This window comes from Methylobacterium sp. yr668, from assembly GCF_900116245.1.
Lineage (GTDB): Bacteria > Pseudomonadota > Alphaproteobacteria > Rhizobiales > Beijerinckiaceae > Methylobacterium.
Map to the genome: position 1 here is coordinate 156,036 of NZ_FOZY01000001.1, position 17,398 is coordinate 173,433.

The 17,398-nt window shown below is 72.5% G+C and carries 17 protein-coding genes; 8 read left to right on the top strand and 9 right to left on the bottom strand.

From position 1 onward, the window contains the following. Nucleotides 1-68: 68 nt before the first annotated feature. Both BM419_RS00770 and BM419_RS00775 read right to left on the bottom strand, forming a co-directional pair. Nucleotides 69-377 carry a DUF1244 domain-containing protein gene (locus BM419_RS00770; protein WP_020091496.1) on the bottom strand — a complete coding sequence of 103 codons (309 nt, stop codon included), beginning with the start codon at nt 375-377 and terminating at the stop codon, nt 69-71. 62 nt (nt 378-439) lie between these two features. Continuing rightward, nucleotides 440-1,204, bottom strand: a complete 765-nt coding sequence (locus BM419_RS00775; protein WP_042675211.1) for an N-formylglutamate amidohydrolase — start codon at nt 1,202-1,204, stop codon at nt 440-442. A gap of 190 nt (nt 1,205-1,394) precedes the next feature. Between BM419_RS00775 and BM419_RS00780 the strand changes: the two genes are divergently transcribed. The 3 genes from BM419_RS00780 to pyk all read left to right on the top strand — a co-directional run bounded on the left by BM419_RS00780 (nt 1,395) and on the right by pyk (nt 4,738). After that, entirely contained in the window at nt 1,395-2,714 is a 1,320-nt protein-coding gene (locus tag BM419_RS00780; protein ID WP_042675212.1) for a glycerate kinase type-2 family protein, read from the top strand. Next, nucleotides 2,680-3,162: a DUF1036 domain-containing protein gene (locus BM419_RS00785; RefSeq protein WP_170868104.1), complete on the top strand. Its 483-nt coding sequence runs from the start codon at nt 2,680-2,682 to the stop codon at nt 3,160-3,162. Before BM419_RS00780 ends, BM419_RS00785 begins: the two co-directional genes overlap by 35 nt. Before the next feature lie 139 nt (nt 3,163-3,301). Beyond that, a complete protein-coding gene (pyk, locus tag BM419_RS00790; protein ID WP_056521857.1) occupies nt 3,302-4,738 on the top strand; it encodes a pyruvate kinase in 1,437 nt (478 codons plus the stop codon). A 36-nt stretch (nt 4,739-4,774) separates the two neighbouring features. Here pyk and BM419_RS00795 read toward each other — a convergent pair whose 3' ends face one another. The 6 genes from BM419_RS00795 to ubiG form a co-directional block, all read right to left on the bottom strand. Further along, the gene (locus BM419_RS00795; protein ID WP_042675219.1) at nt 4,775-5,791 is read right to left on the bottom strand and encodes an alpha/beta hydrolase; all 1,017 of its coding nucleotides are present in this window, start codon (nt 5,789-5,791) and stop codon (nt 4,775-4,777) included. Then, entirely contained in the window at nt 5,788-6,399 is a 612-nt protein-coding gene (locus tag BM419_RS00800) for a tetratricopeptide repeat protein (RefSeq protein WP_091924408.1), read from the bottom strand. Before BM419_RS00800 ends, BM419_RS00795 begins: the two co-directional genes overlap by 4 nt. Nucleotides 6,400-6,537: 138 nt before the next feature. After that, nucleotides 6,538-6,663, bottom strand: a complete 126-nt coding sequence (ykgO, locus tag BM419_RS00805) for a type B 50S ribosomal protein L36 (protein WP_003601867.1) — start codon at nt 6,661-6,663, stop codon at nt 6,538-6,540. 177 nt (nt 6,664-6,840) lie between these two features. Then, nucleotides 6,841-7,419, bottom strand: a complete 579-nt coding sequence (locus tag BM419_RS00810; RefSeq protein WP_244540678.1) for a PAS domain-containing protein — start codon at nt 7,417-7,419, stop codon at nt 6,841-6,843. 175 nt (nt 7,420-7,594) lie between these two features. Next, complete coding sequence (locus tag BM419_RS00815; RefSeq protein ID WP_042675224.1) at nt 7,595-8,167, bottom strand: YbhB/YbcL family Raf kinase inhibitor-like protein; 573 nt, start codon at nt 8,165-8,167, stop codon at nt 7,595-7,597. 46 nt (nt 8,168-8,213) lie between these two features. Continuing rightward, nucleotides 8,214-8,975 carry a bifunctional 2-polyprenyl-6-hydroxyphenol methylase/3-demethylubiquinol 3-O-methyltransferase UbiG gene (gene ubiG, locus BM419_RS00820; RefSeq protein ID WP_042675225.1) on the bottom strand — a complete coding sequence of 254 codons (762 nt, stop codon included), beginning with the start codon at nt 8,973-8,975 and terminating at the stop codon, nt 8,214-8,216. Nucleotides 8,976-9,201: 226 nt separating this feature from the next. On the opposite strand from ubiG, the gene BM419_RS00825 reads away from it, so the two are divergent. The 5 genes from BM419_RS00825 (at nt 9,202) to BM419_RS00845 (ending at nt 16,561) form a co-directional block, all read left to right on the top strand. Next, on the top strand, nt 9,202-10,437 hold the full coding sequence (locus BM419_RS00825) for an aspartate kinase (RefSeq protein WP_091924411.1): 1,236 nt from the start codon (nt 9,202-9,204) through the stop codon (nt 10,435-10,437). A gap of 186 nt (nt 10,438-10,623) precedes the next feature. Then, entirely contained in the window at nt 10,624-12,885 is a 2,262-nt protein-coding gene (gene ptsP / locus BM419_RS00830) for a phosphoenolpyruvate--protein phosphotransferase (protein ID WP_020091506.1), read from the top strand. Between the two features lie 221 nt (nt 12,886-13,106). Beyond that, nucleotides 13,107-14,192, top strand: coding sequence for a peptide chain release factor 1 (gene prfA / locus BM419_RS00835; protein ID WP_056521837.1), 1,086 nt, complete (start codon nt 13,107-13,109; stop codon nt 14,190-14,192). Nucleotides 14,193-14,200: 8 nt separating this feature from the next. Continuing rightward, nucleotides 14,201-15,100: a peptide chain release factor N(5)-glutamine methyltransferase gene (prmC, locus tag BM419_RS00840; RefSeq protein WP_042671976.1), complete on the top strand. Its 900-nt coding sequence runs from the start codon at nt 14,201-14,203 to the stop codon at nt 15,098-15,100. Nucleotides 15,101-15,520: 420 nt separating this feature from the next. After that, nucleotides 15,521-16,561, top strand: coding sequence for a DUF4167 domain-containing protein (locus BM419_RS00845; RefSeq protein ID WP_091924413.1), 1,041 nt, complete (start codon nt 15,521-15,523; stop codon nt 16,559-16,561). A 69-nt stretch (nt 16,562-16,630) separates the two neighbouring features. Here the strand turns inward: BM419_RS00845 and BM419_RS00850 are convergent, their stop codons facing one another. After that, on the bottom strand, nt 16,631-17,392 hold the full coding sequence (locus tag BM419_RS00850) for a hypothetical protein (RefSeq protein ID WP_042671979.1): 762 nt from the start codon (nt 17,390-17,392) through the stop codon (nt 16,631-16,633). Nucleotides 17,393-17,398 lie beyond the last annotated feature (6 nt).

The window sequence follows — 17,398 nt, forward strand, 5'->3', positions numbered from 1 at the left end:
AACGGGCCCGCCTTACCGGAAGCTTAGCCGATTCGCCGCCGTCCGGCCGCCGCATCAATGGTCCCTGATCAATGGTCCTTGGCCTGCGCGGCCGAGAAGCCCGCCTGCTGCTCCGCACTCGCCTCCGTCTGGAAGCGCGCCTTCCACTCGGCGTAGGGCATCCCGTAGACCGCCTCGCGGCTCTCGTCCTTGGTCAGCGCGACGCCCGTCTCGTCGGCGGCGTCCTTCAGCCAGTTCGACAGGCAGTTCCGGCAGAAGCCCGCCAGGTTCATCAGGTCGATGTTCTGCACATCCGTCCGGTTGCGCAGATGCGCGACGAGGCGGCGGAAGACCGCGGCCTCGAGTTCCGTCTGGGTCCTGGGATCGATCTCGCTCATCGGTCGCAACTCTCTTCGGGTCGGGCGGGCCACACCCGATTTCGGGGCCGGCCCGGCGGAGATCAAGCCGCGAGCAGCGGGCGCAGCACGCGGGCGAAGCGCGCCGCCCACTCCGCCTGGCCGTCCGCGCCGGCGATCAGGTCCTGGCGGATCTCCACCAGGGCGTTCGCGAGGCCGCGCGCGGTGGCGTGGCGGTCGATCGTGTCGCCCGGCAGGCCGCCGCCGTAGGGCGCGTTGTCGCCGACGGTGAGCCCGGCCGGATCGGCCTCCAGCGCGCGGATCAGCGGGCGGGCGAAGCGGTCGTCCCGGTCGTACAGGATCCCGACCTGCCAGGGCCGCGCGATCCCGCGCCAGTAGGGCGTGAAGCTGTGCATGGTCAGGAGCACGGGCGGCCGGCCCGCAGCCTGGGCGGTGGCGATCGCGTCGTCGATGGCCGCGTCGAACGGCGCGTAGAACCGCGCGATCCGGGCCTGCTTCCCGGCCTCGTCGATCCGGGCATTGCCCGGCACGACGGCGCCGTCGGACAGGCGCATCACCAGGGTCGGATCGGCGCGCCCGCGATTCGGGTCGATGATGAGGCGGGAGAAGTTCGTCAGGATCGCCGGGGCGCCGAGCTGCGCCGCGAGGCTCCGCGTCACCGCCGCCGCGCCGATGTCGTAGGCGATGTGCCGGGCGTATTCCGACGCGGGCACGCCGAGCGCGATGTCCGGCGGCACGAAGTTCGAGGCGTGGTCGCAGGCGATGACGAGGCCGCAGGCGGGGTCGCCGGGAATGATCTCGCAGGGATGCGCGGGCGTTACGGCCGATTCTGTCTCCGGACGGGTCACGGGGCTCCGAGGTCTTCAGAGAGGTCTTCAGATCTGTGCGAGGGCACCGATGGCGCTTGCCGTCGCGCGGCCGCTCGGGCAGATCACCTATCAAGGATCGTGCGCTCACGGCAAGAAACGGGCCCGCCGCCCAGGGAAGAAACGGGCGGGGATCGCGCGACACAATGGAGAGAGGAGCCCGTTTGACGCCATGACCGACACCGTTCCGCCCGTCACCGACGCGGCCACCCGGGACCAGCGCGCGCTCCTCGATTCGATCCTCACGGCCGCGATCCGCGCCGCCCATCCGGATCTCTGCCTGCCGCCGCACCTGCCGGAGCCGAGCCCGGGCCGCCTGATCATCCTCGCCGCCGGCAAGGCCGCGGGCAGCATGAGCGCCGTGGCGAGCCGCTTCTACCGGCAGAAGCACGGGCTGGGTGACGACCGGATCGTCGGCCTCGCGGTGGCGCGGCACGGCTACGGGCAGGAGGCGCCGGGCATCCACATGGTCGAGGCGGGCCACCCGGTCCCCGATGAGGCCGGCATCTCGGCAACCCGCGAAGCGCTGCGGCTCGCCACCGAGGCCGGGCCCGACGACGAGGTCCTGGTGCTGCTCTCGGGCGGCGGCTCGGCCAACTGGATCGCCCCCGCCGGCGACCTCACGCTGATCGAGAAGCAGGCGATCACCCGGGCGATGCTCCGGTCCGGCGCGCCGATCGGCGAGATCAACACGGTGCGCAAGCACATCTCGCGGATCAAGGGCGGCCGCCTGGCCCTCGCGGCCCGCAATGCCCGGCGAATCCTGACGCTGGCGATCTCCGACGTGCCGTTCGACGATCCGGCGGTGATCGCCTCCGGGCCGACCGTGCCCGATCCGTCGACCCTGGCCGATGCCCGGGCCATCTGCGAGAAGCGCGGCATCCCGCTGCCCGAGGAGGCGGTGCGCCTCCTGAACGACCCCAACAACGAGACGCCGAAGGCCGGCGATCCCGCCTTCGCCCGCGCCGAGTACCGCATCATCGCCCGGCCGATCGACGCCCTGAACGCCGCCGCCGAGGCGGCCCGCGCGGCCGGCTACGAGCCGATCCTGCTGGGCGCCGACCTGGAGGGCGAGGCCCGCGAGGTCGCGGCTGAGCACGCGGCCGAGGCCAAGCGCCACAAGGCGGCCGGCAAGCGCGTCGCGCTGATCTCCGGCGGCGAACTCACCGTCACCATCCGCGGCGAGGGCCATGGCGGCCCGAACCAGGAATACGCCCTGGCGCTGGCGGTCGCGCTCGACGGCGAGCCCGGCATCTTCGGCATCAGCGCCGACACCGACGGGACCGACGGCGGGCGGGGGCTCGCCACCGACCCGGCGGGCGGCCTCGTCGACCCCACGACCCTCGAACGGGCCCGGGCCGCCGGCCTCGACCCGGCCGCGATGCTGGAGCAGAACGACTCCACCGCCTTCTTCGCGGCCCTCGGCGACCTCGTGAACCCCGGTCCGACCTGTACCAATGTCAACGACTGCCGCATCATCCTCGTCAATTAGCTCTCGCGTCTCGGCGGCTCAGCTCCTCCCGGCAGTCACGGTCCTCGGCCTCGCGCTCCTCGGCGCGAGCCCCGCCAAGGCGGACCTGCGCCTGTGCAACCAGACCGCCAGCAAGGTCGGGATCTCGCTGGGCTACCGCGATCCCCAGGGCTGGGTGACGGAGGGCTGGTGGGATCTGGCGCCGAAGGCCTGCGAGACGCTGCTCAAGGGCGCGCTGGCCGCGCGGTTCTACTACGTCTTCGCGGTCGACTACACGCGCGGCGGCGAGTGGAGCGGCCGTTCGCTGATGTGCACCCGCGATTCGGAGTTCACGATTCGCGGCATCGAGGATTGTCTCGCCCGCGGCTACGACCGCAACGGCTTCTTCGAAGTCGACACCGGCGAGCAGAAGAGCTGGACCATCCAGCTCACGGATCCGAACCGGCCGGACGCGCCGGCGAAACCGTAATGTGAAGGCGGCGGCCGAGACTGCGGTCTTGACGCTGTCCGGCCCGAGATGCTCACAGCCGATCTGCGCTCCCTGAGCCAGATCTTTCAACCGCCGGCGCTCGACGCCGCGCGGCAACGAGAACACGGAGGAAATACGCTTGAAACGGTCACGCCGCACGAAGATCGTCGCCACCCTCGGTCCGGCCTCCGATTCGCCGGAGATGATCGAGCGGCTGTTCCGCGCGGGCGTCGACGTATTCCGGCTCAACATGAGCCACCTGCCGCGCGAGAAGCTGCCCGAAAAGGTGGAGGCGATCCGCACCATCGAGCGCGAGGCCAAGCGGCCGATCGGCATCCTGGTCGACCTGCAGGGACCCAAGCTGCGGCTCGGCACCTTCGCGGAGGGCGCCGCGATGATCGAGGCCGGTGCCACCTTCGTGCTCGACGGCGACCCGACCCCCGGCGACGCCGCGCGCTGCCACCTGCCGCATCCGGAGATCCTCGAGGCGCTGGAGCCGGGCCACGCCATCCTGGTCGACGACGGCAAGCTGCGGCTGACCGTGCTCGAGACGGCGCACAACCGGGCCGTGACCCGCGTCGAGGTCGGCGGCCGGATCTCGAACCGGAAGGGCGTGTCCCTGCCGCACACCGTGATCCCGGTGCCGGCGATGACCGACAAGGACCGGGCCGACCTCGATGCCGGCCTGAACGCCGGCGCCGACTGGATCGCCGTCTCGTTCGTCCAGCGGCCCGAGGACGTGGCCGAGGTGAAGAAGGTCTGCGCCGGCCGCGCCCTGGTGATGGCCAAGATCGAGAAGCCGCAGGCGCTGGCGCGCCTCGACGAGATCATCGAGATCTCCGACGGGCTGATGGTCGCCCGCGGTGACCTCGGCGTGGAGATGCCCCTGGAGCAGGTGCCGGGCGTGCAGAAGCGCATCACCCGCGGCGCCCGGCGCTACGGCAAGCCGGTGGTCGTCGCCACCCAGATGCTCGAATCCATGATCACCGCGCCGGTGCCGACCCGGGCCGAGGTCTCCGACGTCGCCACGGCGGTCTACGAAGGGGCGGACGCCGTGATGCTCTCCGCGGAGAGCGCCTCGGGCGCCCACCCGATCGGGGCGGTGGAGACCATGAACCGCATCGCCGAGCAGGTGGAGCGGGACGCGATCTACTGGTCGATCATCCGGGCGCAGAGCGCGACCCCCGACGAGACGGCCGCCGACGCCATCGCGGCGGCGGCGCACCAGATGGTCGACGCGCTGAGCCTCGACGCGATCATGGCCTGGACCAATTCCGGCTCGACGGCCCTGCGCCTGTCGCGCGAGCGCCCGAACGCCACCGTGATCGCGCTGACGCCGCGGCGCGAGACCGCCCGCCGCCTCGCCCTGGCCTGGGGCACGCACCCGATCGTCACCAAGGACGCGAGCGACGTGGACGACATGTCGTTCCGCGCCGCCAAGTTCGCGGTGCGCGAGAAGTTCGCTGCCGTGGGGGACCGGGTGATCGTCGTGGCCGGCCTGCCGTTCGGCACGCCGGGCGCCACCAACCTCGTGCGGCTGACCTTCATCACCCGCGAGCACGCCGAGAAGGCCTGACGGCACCCGGCTAGGAGAGCGGGACCGGCCGGCGCGTCAGTGCGCGACGGCCGGCTCCGGACCGGCCGCGCCCGTCGCGCCGGCCAGCCGGGCGACCTCCTCGGCGACCCGATCGGCGGCGACGTACTGGAGCATGTGGCCGATGCCCGGCAGCAGTACCAGCCGCGCGCCGGGGATCGCGCGGGCCAGCGGCACCGCCTGCGTGTCGGCGCGGACGATCGGGTCCGCCTCACCGGAGATTACCAGGGTGGGCACGCGGATCGCGCCGTAGCGTGGGCTCTGTGCCGCCAGGGCGCGCGGCAAGCCGAGCAGGTCCTGGACGTTGGCGAGGAGCGTTCCGGGCCGCAGGACCAGGTCCGACCGCGCCAAGTCCGGGTAATCCGTCCGCGGCGGTTGCGGCTGGAAGACCCGGCGCGCCGCCTCGGGCAGGAAGTGTCGCGCGATGGGCGGCCCGACCGTCCGGCTGAGCAGCCACGCCACCGGCGGGGTCACGGCGAGCCGCCAGTACCAGGGCAGATCGGGCATCCGGTCCGGCATGGGCATCGCCACCGGCGCCGCGAGGGCGAGGGCAGAGACCCTGTCCGGGTGGTCCAGGACGAGGGCCAGGGCGAGGGCGCCGGCCCAGGAATGGCCGAAGACGAGCGCCGGGCCGACACCCATCCGCTCCAGCGCCTCGGCGATCAGGGCGGCCTGCGCGGCCGGGGGCGCGGCGTCGCCGCCGCCGATCCGGTCGCTCCAGCCGAAGCCCGGCCGGTCGAACGCGATGACCCGGAAACCCCGCGCCGCGAGCCGGCGGCCGATCCCCTCCATCGGATCCGACGCGTTGGCCGAAGCGCCGTGCAGGAGCACGACGGGCGGCCCGTCGGCCGGGCCGTCCTGCAGGGTCGCGAGGCGGCCGCCGGTCACCGCCACGAACGGGCCGGCCGGCGGGTTGGCTGCGCCGACCCGCAGGGTGATGATTAGCGTCGCCAGCGCGCCGGCCGCGAGGACGAGCCCGGCGAGGGCGAGGGGCAGGGCCAGGAGGGTGAGGAGGACGGCGGTCACCCGGCTCACAGGTCGCGGCCGTCGACCTCCGGAGTGAGGCGGTTGATCGCCTCGCCGATCTTCTCCATCTGCGGGTAGAGCGACCGCGCCCGCCGGAAGGCGGCGAGCGCCCGCGCCTTGTCGTCGAGCGATTCGTAGATCCGGCCCATCGCGGCCCAGGCCTCGAAGTGGCGCGGCTCCAGCACCAGGGCCCGCTGCAGGTCCGCCAGGGCGTCGTCCTTGTCGGACAGGAGCCAGAACACCGTCGCGCGCCGGTTCCAGCCCTCCGACCAGTTCGGCTCGAGGGCGGTGACGCGGTCCATCAGCTCGGCCGCCAGGGGGAAGTCGTGTGCGGTGACCGCCTGACGGGCGCGATCAGTGAGGAGGTCGGCGGTCGGGCTGCCCGACCCAGCCATGCGCCGCTCGATCAGCCGGGCGATGCCCTTGGCCTCGGCCGGGTCCTCGCTGGCGCGCAGGCGGGCGAACAGGTCGTCCAGGCTCGGCGGCTTGGGCGCCGGCTTCCCCTCGGGCGCGGCGCGGCCGGAACGCCCGGCCTCCGGGGCCGCCCGCGCCGCCGGGATGTCCAGGGCGAGGGCCGACAGGCAGACCAGGGCGGCGAGGAGGCGGGTCGGCGTCATGCGGCCAGACTGTGCGCCGGCCCGGGATCCGTCAACGTGCCGCGGTGCCGCGCGCATGCGGAAACGGCCGCGCCCCTTCGGGTACGGCCGTCCCAACGTCGATCGTCGTCCGACCCGGCCTGACCGGGCGGAGCGGCCTCAGCCCTGGCGGGCCTTGAAGCGCTTCTGGGTCTTGTTGATCACGTAGACCCGGCCCTTGCGGCGCACGAGCTGGTTGTCGCGGTGGCGGCCACGCAGGGACTTGAGGGAGTTGCGGATCTTCATGGGTCTCTCGAGCCCGGAGGGCCGTCCGTTGTGTAGGGTGTCGGGAACGTGGTCACGAGGCTGGACGCGGGGTCGCGTCCGGCGATCACGGCTCACGCATCGCGGGATGGCGCGGCCATATCAGGATTCGCCCCCGGAAGGCAAGGCGCGCCGGGCATCGAGCGGAGGGGGGGCGGCTCAGTGAACCCTGTCGAGATCCGGCACCGCCGGTGCCAGCACGAGCTGCCGGCCGATCTCGTGCAGCAGCACGTCGAGCAGCGGCTTCAGGCGCTCGAACCCCGGCTGGGGCAGGCCGTCCTCGGCGGCGTTGTAGAGGGCCAGGGCCATCTCGGCGACCCGGTCGATGCCGCCGGCCGCCACGTCGGTCGCGCAGAAGGCGGATTCGTCGAGGAAGCCGTCGCGGCCGCACTCGGTCACGTCGATGACGATCCCGTGGGCCTCGCTGACGCCGCCCTGCGCGTCGAGGATGAAGCGGCCGCGCGCGAGGATCCACCGGACCTCGCCCGGCTCCGGGACGGTCCGGTACTGCGCGATGTACAGGCCGCCCTGCCGGCGGAGGTCATCGAGGGTCGACGCGATCCGACGCTGATCCTCCGGGTGGATGCGGTCCAGGAAGCTTCCGAAGGTCGTGCCGCTGCCGCTTCTCGTCCTGGGCAGGCCCAGCATCGTCGCGGCGACGGGGTCGCACCGCAGAACATCGTCGGCGATGTGCCAGGTCCAAGTCCCGACATCCGACACAGCGAGCGCGCGCGCCACACTGCTGCCGCCCCGCCGCTTCGTGCGCACGCCGACGCCCACAGGCTCGATCTCCAGCCATTTTCAGGCGGTCTGCCCAGACCGCTTCGTTGGTCGACACAATACTGAGATCACGAATGCGGCACAACGCGCGAGTTCTGCAGGGCTGAGCTGTATCGCACCGGTATCGGTCGGATCAGGGACGATGGTAAACGCCGGTCAATATCCCCTTCGCGAGGACCTGACCGCGCATGGCCTCGATCAGCGCGCCGCGACCCGGCGCCTCGGCGAGGGCGAGGGGCTGACGCAGCGCGTAGATCTGGAAGAGGTACGGGTGAGGCCCGTGGCCGGTGGGCGGGTCCGGCGGCAGCCACTCCGCGCGCAGGAAGCTGTTCCGGCCCACGGCCTCCAAGGTGCCCGCGTGGCCGGGCCCCGGCAGCGCGCCCTCCGGCAGACCGGCGGGCTCCGGCGGGACCGACCAGGCGATGAGATGGACCAGCGGCCGGGGCGTCGGGCTGCCCGCATCCTCCACGAGGAGGACGAGGGCGGCGGTACCCGCCGGCAGCCCGCTCCAGGCGAGGGGCGGCGACACGCCCGCGCCGTCGGCCGTGAAGCGCGCGGGCAGGTCCGCCCCGTCGGCGAAGGCCGGGCTCGACAGCGTCACGGTCTCGGGCACGTCGGGGAAGTCCGCGCGGGACGTCGTCTTCTCCAGGCCCGCCTTCAGCCCCGACAGCGCCTCGCCGAGCACACCGGGAATCTTCTCGAGCATCGCCGCCTCCTCCGCCGCGATGGCAACGGCGGAGGAGGCGGCCCGTTCACGCCGACCGCTCGGCCGCGACCATGTAGTTCACCGCCTTGTCGCGGCTGGTGCGCCACCCGTCCGTCAGCGGGTTGTAGACGACGCCGACCGTGTCGGTGACGTCGAGGCCGCCGGCCCGGATCGCGCGGGCGAGCTCGTCCGGCGTCACGAACTTCTCCCAGTCGTGCGTGCCGCGCGGCAGCCAGCCGAGCACGTACTCGGCCCCGACGATGGCGAGCGCGAAGGAGCGCAGCGTGCGGTTGAGGGTGGCCCCGAACAGCATTCCGCCGGGCTTCACCGCCGCGCAGGCGGTCCGCACGAAGGCCGGCATGTCGGAGACGTGCTCGACGACCTCCATGATCAGCACCGCGTCGAAGCTCTCGCCGCCGGCGACCACCGCCTCGATGGTCTGTCCGCGGTAATCCACCGGCACCCCGGCCGACTCGGCGTGGGCCCGGGCCACCGCGACGTTCTGCTCGGCCGGGTCGAGGCCGGTCACCCGGGCGCCGAGCCGGGCTAGCGGCTCCGAGAGCACGCCGCCGCCGCAGCCGACGTCGCAGATCGTCAGCCCGTCGAGGGGGAAGGGCGCCTTCGGGTCGCGGCCGAACCTGCGGCAGAGGGCGTCGCGGATGTAGGTGAGCCGCACCGGATTGAACCGGTGCAGGACGCGCATCGGGCCGGTCTCGTCCCACCACGTGGCGGCGAGCGCGTCGAAGCGCGCGACCTCGCCGCGGTCGACGAACCCTTCCGTGACCCGGTCCGTGGCTGACCTGTCCATGCGTGTTCCGTCCTCATGCCGGCGGGTGGGATCCAGCGCGCGGCGTCGTGCCTGCTTCGTGCCCGCGCTCTAGCACGGCGATCGCCCGGAAGTCGCCGCGGCGCGCGGGCGCCATGCTTGGCCGGTTGTTGACACTCCTCCGGGCCGCTTGTACCCGCCGGGCACCGTCCGGACGGGGCTGCAGCGGCCCGTCCAATCGCCACCGGGAACCCGCGACCGAGAGACCATGCCCCGTCTGGTGATGAAATTCGGCGGCACCTCCGTCGCCAACGTCGACCGCATCCGCAACGTGGCGCGCCACGTCGCCCGCGAGGTGGCGGCCGGCTACGACGTCGCCGTCATCGTGTCCGCCATGTCGGGCAAGACCAACGAACTGGTCGACTGGGTCAAGGACGCGAACCCGATCTACGATCCGCGCGAGTACGACGCCGTCGTGGCGTCCGGCGAGCTCGTCACCGCCGGCCTCCTGGCGATCGCCCTGCAGAAGGACGGGCTCAAGGCCCGCTCCTGGCAGGGCTGGCAGGTCCCGGTCGTGACGTCGGACGCGCACGGCTCGGCCCGCATCGCCGACATCGACCCGAAGAATCTCGAGGCGGGCTTCGCCAAGGGCGAGGTCGCGGTCATCGCCGGCTTCCAGGGCGTCCACGACGAGACCGGCCGGGTGACGACGCTGGGCCGCGGCGGCTCCGACACCTCCGCGGTGGCCGTGGCGGCCGCGATCGGGGCCGAGCGCTGCGACATCTACACGGACGTCGACGGCGTCTACACCACCGATCCGCGCATCGTCCCGAAGGCCCGTCGCATGGAGCGGGTCACCTTCGAGGAGATGCTGGAGATGGCCTCGCTGGGCGCCAAGGTGCTGCAGGTCCGCTCGGTGGAGCTCGCCATGGTCCACCGGGTGCCGACCACGGTCCGGTCCTCCTTCGATCCGCCGGACGCCGCGCGCCCGGGCACCCTCATCTGCGACGAGGACGACATCGTGGAACAGCAGATCATCACCGGGATCGCCTTCTCCCGGGACGAGGCGCAGATCACCCTGCGCAAGGTCAAGGACAGCCCGGGCGTCGCCGCCGCGATCTTCGGGCCGCTGGCGGATGCCAACATCAACGTGGACATGATCATCCAGACCGTGTCGGGCGACCAGTCGACCACCGACATGACCTTCACGGTGCCGTCCGCCGAGTACGAGCGGGCCCGCAAGATCCTCGACGAGGCCCGCGCGCAGATCGGCTACGCGCAGATCGAGGGCGCAACCGACGTGGTGAAGGTCTCGGCGATCGGCGTCGGGATGCGCAGCCACGCGGGCGTCGCCGCCAAGGCGTTCCGGGCGCTCGCCGAGAAGGGCATCAACATCCGCGCGATCACCACCTCGGAGATCAAGTTCTCCGTGCTGATCGACGCCGCCTATACGGAGCTTGCCGTGCGCACGCTTCACTCGCTATACGGCCTGGATCAGGCCTGAGCCTGGGACGCGGGTTCGAGCGGGGCGCGTGGTGTGAACTGAACAGTCACGGGCCGATCCGCCGATCCCAGAACGCCTCTGGGACCAGCGACCCGGTCCATCCGGCGCCGGCCGTCCCGGGTCTGGCGCCAAGGTTGCAGGGTGGTCGACGCCAAGGCCGCTCACCGACGCTGGAACGACGAACCGATGCCCGCTGCGCCCGGAGGCCCGCGCCTGCTGCTGCGCCGCCTCCGCGAAGCGATGGCGGAGCCGGTCAGCCCCCAGGCGCGCCTCGACCGCATCGTCGTCCTGATCGCCGCCAACGTGGTGGCCGAGGTCTGCTCGGTCTACGTGCTGCGCGACGACAACACCCTCGAGCTGTTCGCCACGGAAGGTCTGAACCGCGAGGCGGTGCACCAGACCCGCATGCGCACCGACGAGGGCCTCGTCGGCCTCATCGCGCGCACGGCGGAGCCGCTCTCGCTCTCGGACGCCCAGAACCACCCGGCCTTCTCGTACCGGCCTGAGACGGGCGAGGAGGCCTACCACGCCTTCCTGGGCGTCCCGCTCCTGCGCGCCGGCAACACGCTCGGCGTCCTGACGGTCCAGAACAAGACTTACCGCGTCTACTCCGAGGAGGAGATCGAGGCGCTCCAGACCACCGCCATGGTGCTCTCGGAGATGATCGCGTCGGGCGAGCTGGAGGGGCTCGCGCCGGACGCCGGCACCGCGGCCCGCCGCCCGGTCCTGGCCCGGGGCATCGCCCTCGCGGACGGCATCGGCCTCGGTTACGTGGTGCTGCACGAGCCCCGCGTCGTCGTGAAGACGCTGATCGCCGAGAACGTCGAGCGCGAGGTCGCGCGCCTCGACGCGGCGATCGAGGAGGTCCGCTCGGCGATCGACGCCCTGGTGGAGCGCGGCGACCGGATCGGCACGGCGGAGTCCCGCGAAGTGCTCGAGACCGTCCGGATGTTCGCCCACGACAAGGGCTGGCTCCGCCGGATGCGCGAGGCCGTGGGCTCGGGCCTGACCGCGGAGGCCGCGGTCGAGCGGGTCCAGTCGGACAACCGCGCCCGGATGATGCGGCAATCGGATCCGTACCTGCGCGAGCGGCTGCACGATCTCGACGACCTCGCCAACCGCGTCCTGCGCACGCTCATCGGCCCCGAGGCGGCCGGCGCCCTCGTGCTGCCCGAGAACGCCATCCTGGTGGCGCGCACCATGGGGCCGGCGGCGCTCCTGGACTACGAGGCCTCGACCCTGCGCGGAATCGTCCTGGAAGAGGGCGGTCCGACCAGCCACGTCGCCATCGTCGCCCGGGCGCTCGGCATCCCGGCTGTGGGCGAGGTCGAGAACGCCACCGCCCTGTGCGACGCCGGCGACGCGATCATCGTCGACGGCGTGGCCGGCGAGATCCATGTCCGGCCCGGTCCCGAGGTCGAGGCCGCCTACGCCGAAATGGTGCGCCTGCGCGCCCGCCGGCAGGAGCAGTACAGGGCGCTGCGCGACGTCCCGGCCCAGACCCGCGACGGCGTGCGCGTCGGCCTGCACCTCAACGCCGGCCTGCTGGTGGACTTCAGCCACCTGCAGGAGACGGGGGCCGAGGGCGTCGGCCTGTTCCGCACCGAACTGCAGTTCATGGTGGCGCAGCGCATGCCGTCGGCGGCCGAGCAGGAGGAGCTGTACCGCAAGGTCTTCGCGGCCTCGGCCGGCAAGTCCGTCACGGTCCGCACCCTCGACATCGGCGGCGACAAGATCCTGCCCTACATGGCCAAGCTCGAGGAGGAGAACCCGGCGCTGGGCTGGCGGGCGATCCGCATCGGCCTCGACCGGCCGGCGCTGCTGCGCATGCAGCTGCGCGCCCTCCTGAAGGCCGCCGACGGCGACCCGCTCAAGATCATGTTCCCGATGGTCGCCACGGTGGACGAGTTCGTGCGCGCCCGCGGCATCGTCGAGCGCGAGAAGGCCTACCTCAAGCGCCACGGCTACCGGCTCCCGACCGATTGCCGCCTCGGCGCGATGATCGAGGTGCCGTCGCTCCTGTTCCAGATCGACGAGATCGCCAAGGAGGCCGACTTCCTCTCGGTCGGCTCGAACGACCTGATGCAGTTCCTGTTCGCGGTGGACCGCGAGAACCGGCGGGTCGCCGACCGGTTCGATCCGCTGAGCGTCGCGGCGCTGCGCGCGTTCCGCCTGATCGCCGAGCGGGCCAACGCGGCCTCCTGCCCGGTGACGGTGTGCGGCGAGATCGGCGGCCGGCCCCTCGACGCCATGGCGCTGATCGGCCTCGGCTACCGACAGCTGTCGATGTCGCCCGCCGCCATCGGCCCGGTCAAGGCGATGGTGCTGAGCCTTGACGCGGCCGCGATCGCCGCGCTGATCGACGCCGAGATGGCGCGGATGCACGACGGCGATTCCCTGCGCCCGGCGCTGACGGCCTTCGCGCACGCGCACGGCATCCCTATCTAAGCGCGAACGCGACCCTTGCCGAACATTCGGCCGGGGTTGTACGGCAACGCCACGACGATTTCGGTCGACGCGCCGCGGCTTCCGCTCTCGGACGGACGAGGCGTGGATTTGGGGGACGTCCTGCCGGGTCCTACACCCTCCAAGCCACGCAGCTCCGTCCCGCAGGACGAGACGCGCGCCCGGCCCGGAACCGCACGCGCAGACCTGCAGAAACACGGGCGATGATCCCCTTTCCCACCGAGCGCCTCGACGCCATCCTGGCGCGGCACGACATCGTCACCGCGCAGCTCGCCTCCGGCGAGATCGATCCCGAGACGGTGGTCCAGCTCTCCCGCGAGCTGTCCGACCTCGACCCGGTCGTGGCGGCGATCCGCGCCTACCGCGCCGCCCTGGAGAACCTCGCGGGCGTCGAGGCCCTGATCGACGAGCCCGGCACGGATCCGGAGATGCGGGCCCTCGCCGCCGAGGAGAAGCCGGAGGCGCAGGAGGCGCTCGAGGCCGCCCACCGGGACCTCCAGCTGCTGCTCCTGCCCAAGGATGCCGCCGACGAGAAGAGCGCGATCCTGGAGGTCCGCGCCGGGACCGGCGGCGACGAGGCCGCGCTGTTCGCCGGCGACCTGTTCCGGATGTACGCGAAGTACGCCGAGTCGAAAGGATGGCGGGTCGAGGTGATCTCCGAGAGCGAGGGCACGGTCGGCGGCTTCCGCGAGGTCGTGGCCGAGGTGAAGGGCCGGGGCGTGTTCGCCCGGCTCAAGTTCGAGAGCGGCGCCCACCGCGTCCAGCGTGTGCCCGATACCGAGACGCAGGGCCGGATCCACACCTCCGCCGCCACCGTCGCGGTGCTCCCGGAGGCCGAGGAGGTCGACATCCACGTCAACGACGCGGACCTGAAGATCGACACGATGCGGGCCCAGGGCGCGGGCGGCCAGCACGTCAACAAGACGGAATCGGCGATCCGGATCACGCACCTCCCGACCGGCATCGTGGTCTTCGTCCAGGAGGAGCGGTCGCAGCACAAGAACCGGGCCCGTGCCATGGCGCTCCTGCGGGCGCGGCTCTACGACGCCGAGCGCAGCGCCAAGGATTCGGCCCGGGCGGCCGACCGCAAGGCGCAGGTCGGCTCCGGCGACCGCAGCGAGCGGATCCGGACCTACAACTTCCCGCAGGGCCGCGTGACCGACCACCGGATCAACCTGACCCTCTACAAGCTCGAGGAGGTGATGGCCGGGACCGCCCTCGACGAGGTGGTGGACGCCCTCATCACCGAGCACCAGGCGGAATTGCTGGCCGCCGAGGGCATGGCCTGATCCGCGCCGTGACGCCGGACGTGATGCAGGACATGACCCGCCGCGAGGCGCTGCGCGCGCTGACGGCGCGCCTGCACGCCGGTGGCGTCGCCGAGGCGGCGGGCGACGCCCGGTTCCTGCTGCTCGGCCTCCTCGGCCTGGAGACCCGCGACCTGCTGATCGAGGGAGATCGCCGCGTCGGCGCGGCGGGTGCGGCCGCCCTCGCGGCGGCGCTGGCCCGGCGGCTCGCCGGCGAGCCGGTCGCCCGCATCCTCGGCGCCTGGGAGTTCTGGGGCCTGCCGTTCCGGCTGGGCCCCGACACGCTCGTGCCGCGCCCGGACACGGAGATCCTGGTCGAGGTCGCGCTGGCGGCGCGGCCCGAGCGCGCCGCGCCGCTCCGCTGCCTGGACCTCGGGACCGGGACGGGCTGCATCCTGACGGCCCTCCTGTCCGAGCGGCCGCGGGCCACCGGCGTCGGGCTCGACCGCTCCGAGGGCGCCCTGCACGTCGCCCGGGACAACGCCGTCTTGAACGCCGTCGACGACCGGGCGCGCTTCGTCGCCGGCGACTGGTGCGACGCCCTGCGCGGCCGCTTCGACCTCGTGGTCTCGAATCCGCCCTACATCGCCCGCGCCGTGATCGCGTCCCTGGCGCGCGAGGTCCGCGGCCACGACCCGGAGGCCGCCCTCGACGGCGGCACCGACGGACTCGACGCCTACCGGCGGATCCTGGACGGCGCGGGCGCGCGTCTCGCCCCGGGCGGCCTGCTCGTGCTCGAGATCGGCTACGATCAGGCGGCGGCCGTCACGGAGCTCGCGCGCGCCGCCGGCTATCGCGAGCGCGGGCTGACCCGCGATCTTGCCGGTCATGACCGAGTCCTGTGTTTCGACCGGCCGGAGGGTCTTTTATCCGGCCACAGGGATGCCTAAGTCTGGGTCGACCATCCCGGCACCGAAAAATTGCTTGTTGCATCAACCGGGGAACGCTAGAGTCGGCTTGAAGATCGCGAACCGTCCGTTAAGACGGACGGCTGTAAGGTCGGTGGTGACCATGGGTCGCCGATTGGTTCGCTGATCCCCCTAACCCGTCGAACCAGAACGCGCCGGTGCCAGCGCGGCGGGACGACACATTCGAACCTGACAATCGACTGAGGATCGGCGGCCTTCACCGGGCGCCCGGTTCGAAGGGTGGTCAGGCAGACGCGCGGACCGAAGAGCGGTCCCACGCGCGGCGCCGCCGGATGCGCTTGGCCGGTTCGCGCCACGAGATCCGCCCGGGCGCCTCCGTAGACAGTCGTTTGCGTGAACGAGGGTCATAACAGACCGATGAGACCAAACCAGAATCGACGGATGCGCGGCCGGAACCGGCCGAAGGGTCCGAATCCGCTGACGCGCTCCTACGAATCCAACGGTCCCGACGTCAAAATCCGCGGCACCGCGCAGCACATCGCCGACAAGTACGCGCAACTCGCGCGGGATGCCCTTGCCGCCGGCGATCCGGTCGCCGCCGAAAACTACTTTCAGCACGGCGAGCACTACTTCCGTATTGTCTCCGGTGCGCAGGACCAGAATCGACCGGCTAACACCGGTGGCTATGCCAGTCGTCCCTACGACGACGACATGGACGAGGGCGACGACGACGCCCAGGGCAATGGCGGGTCGCAGAACGGTCACGCCTATAACGGCTACGACGACAACGATCCCGGCCAGCAGCCGCAGCCCTACGAGAGCCGTCCGGAGGGGAATCAGGACGGCCGCCAGGGCCGCGACCGGTTTCAGAACCGCGACCAGCGCCGGTTCGACAACAACGGCCGTCAGGACTACCGGCGCCAGGACCAGCCGCGTCAGGATTATCAGCGCCAGGACTACCAGCGGCAGGATTATCGCCAAGAGAACCGGCAGGATCGTCAGGACCGCCAGGATTACGGCCGTCCGGACTACCGCCAGGAGCGGCACGAGGGCCGGCCGGATCGCCAGGACCGTCCGGACAATCGGCAGGATGGCCGCCAGGACGCGCGTCCGGACAACCGTCAGGACAATCGCGGCGACCAGGGCCGCTACGAGAACGGGCGCGGCGATGCCCCGCGCGCCGAGGCCCGTCCCGAGGCTCGCCCGGAGCGGGCGCCCCGCGCCGAGGCCGCACCGCGCCGCGAGCGCCGCCGCGAGGCCGCGCCCGCCGCGGAGGCCGAGGAGCCCACGGGCCTGCCGGCTTTCCTGATGGCGCCCGCGCGCCCCGCGCCCGCGGTCGAGCCGTCGAGCGCTCCCGAGCCCGAGGCGGCGGCCGACGAGGCTCCGGCCGCCAAGCCCCGCCGCCGTCGGCGCCCGCGCTTCGAGAGCGCCGCTGACGAGGGCGGCGCCACCACGCCGGCGGCGGACGTGCCGACCGAGTGATCCGACATCGCGGATGACGTCGAAGCGAGGCCGTTCCGGGGAACCGGGGCGGCCTTCTTCATTTGCGGCTCAGCGCGCAGACCGCCGCGCGGCCTTCCAGTCCGGGTAGGCGTGCATGCGGTGGATCAGGCGGCGACGCCGGCCGATCTCGCCGAACGGCGCGATCTCCCAGTCCCAGGCTTCCGGCGCGGGCGGCAGCGTGATCCCGAACAGCAGGTCGGCGCTGTTGACGGTCCGGCCCGCCCGGTCCTCCTCGCGCTGCACCGTGTCGGTGATCAGGCAGACGCGCTCGACGCGCCCGGCGAGCGCGTCGAGCGCCGCCAGGTGGGTCTCGACGAGGTGCGCGCCGAGTCGCGGGGGGGCCTCGCGGCCCCGGGTCTCGTGGGCCTCGATCGGGAGGAGCGGGATCTGCGACAGCAGATTCGCCGAGACGATCAGGTCGGCGTCCGCGCAGAGGTCGGCCCAGGCCCCCGCGAGACCGGCGCTGATCTCCGCGGTCGCCAGCGCGACGTTCGGGACGCGGCGGGCGGCGAGGCGCGCTGGCCAGGGATGGACGGCGTCCACGAGGCTGACCCGGTCGAACAGGCGGGCGAGGGCGTCGAGCGGCACGTCGTCGAGCAGGCCCGAGCCCAGCACCACCGCGTGCCGGCGCTGCCGGGTCGCTTCGGCCGCCGCCGCGATCACGGACCGGGCCCGCGCGAGGTGCGGCGCCCAGGCCGCCCGGCAGCGGCGCGAGCGGGCGTGGAGCAGGCCGCTCTGGCGGACATAGCCGAGCCGGCGCAGGGGAAGCGGCGCCGGGTTGAGGACGGACAGGGTCCAGGCGAGGAGCATCGCCGG

Coding starts and splice junctions, on each gene's coding strand:
- BM419_RS00815 (WP_042675224.1), bottom strand. CDS start 8,167: ATGCTCGAGAAGATTCCCGGTGTGCTCGGCGAGGCGCTGTCGGGGCTG.
- BM419_RS00770 (WP_020091496.1), bottom strand. CDS start 377: ATGAGCGAGATCGATCCCAGGACCCAGACGGAACTCGAGGCCGCGGTC.
- BM419_RS00845 (WP_091924413.1), top strand. CDS start 15,521: ATGCGCGGCCGGAACCGGCCGAAGGGTCCGAATCCGCTGACGCGCTCC.
- BM419_RS00800 (WP_091924408.1), bottom strand. CDS start 6,399: ATGACGCCGACCCGCCTCCTCGCCGCCCTGGTCTGCCTGTCGGCCCTC.
- BM419_RS00850 (WP_042671979.1), bottom strand. CDS start 17,392: ATGCTCCTCGCCTGGACCCTGTCCGTCCTCAACCCGGCGCCGCTTCCC.
- ptsP (WP_020091506.1), top strand. CDS start 10,624: ATGCCCGCTGCGCCCGGAGGCCCGCGCCTGCTGCTGCGCCGCCTCCGC.
- BM419_RS00825 (WP_091924411.1), top strand. CDS start 9,202: ATGCCCCGTCTGGTGATGAAATTCGGCGGCACCTCCGTCGCCAACGTC.
- ykgO (WP_003601867.1), bottom strand. CDS start 6,663: ATGAAGATCCGCAACTCCCTCAAGTCCCTGCGTGGCCGCCACCGCGAC.
- BM419_RS00785 (WP_170868104.1), top strand. CDS start 2,680: ATGTCAACGACTGCCGCATCATCCTCGTCAATTAGCTCTCGCGTCTCG.
- ubiG (WP_042675225.1), bottom strand. CDS start 8,975: ATGGACAGGTCAGCCACGGACCGGGTCACGGAAGGGTTCGTCGACCGC.
- prfA (WP_056521837.1), top strand. CDS start 13,107: ATGATCCCCTTTCCCACCGAGCGCCTCGACGCCATCCTGGCGCGGCAC.
- BM419_RS00780 (WP_042675212.1), top strand. CDS start 1,395: ATGACCGACACCGTTCCGCCCGTCACCGACGCGGCCACCCGGGACCAG.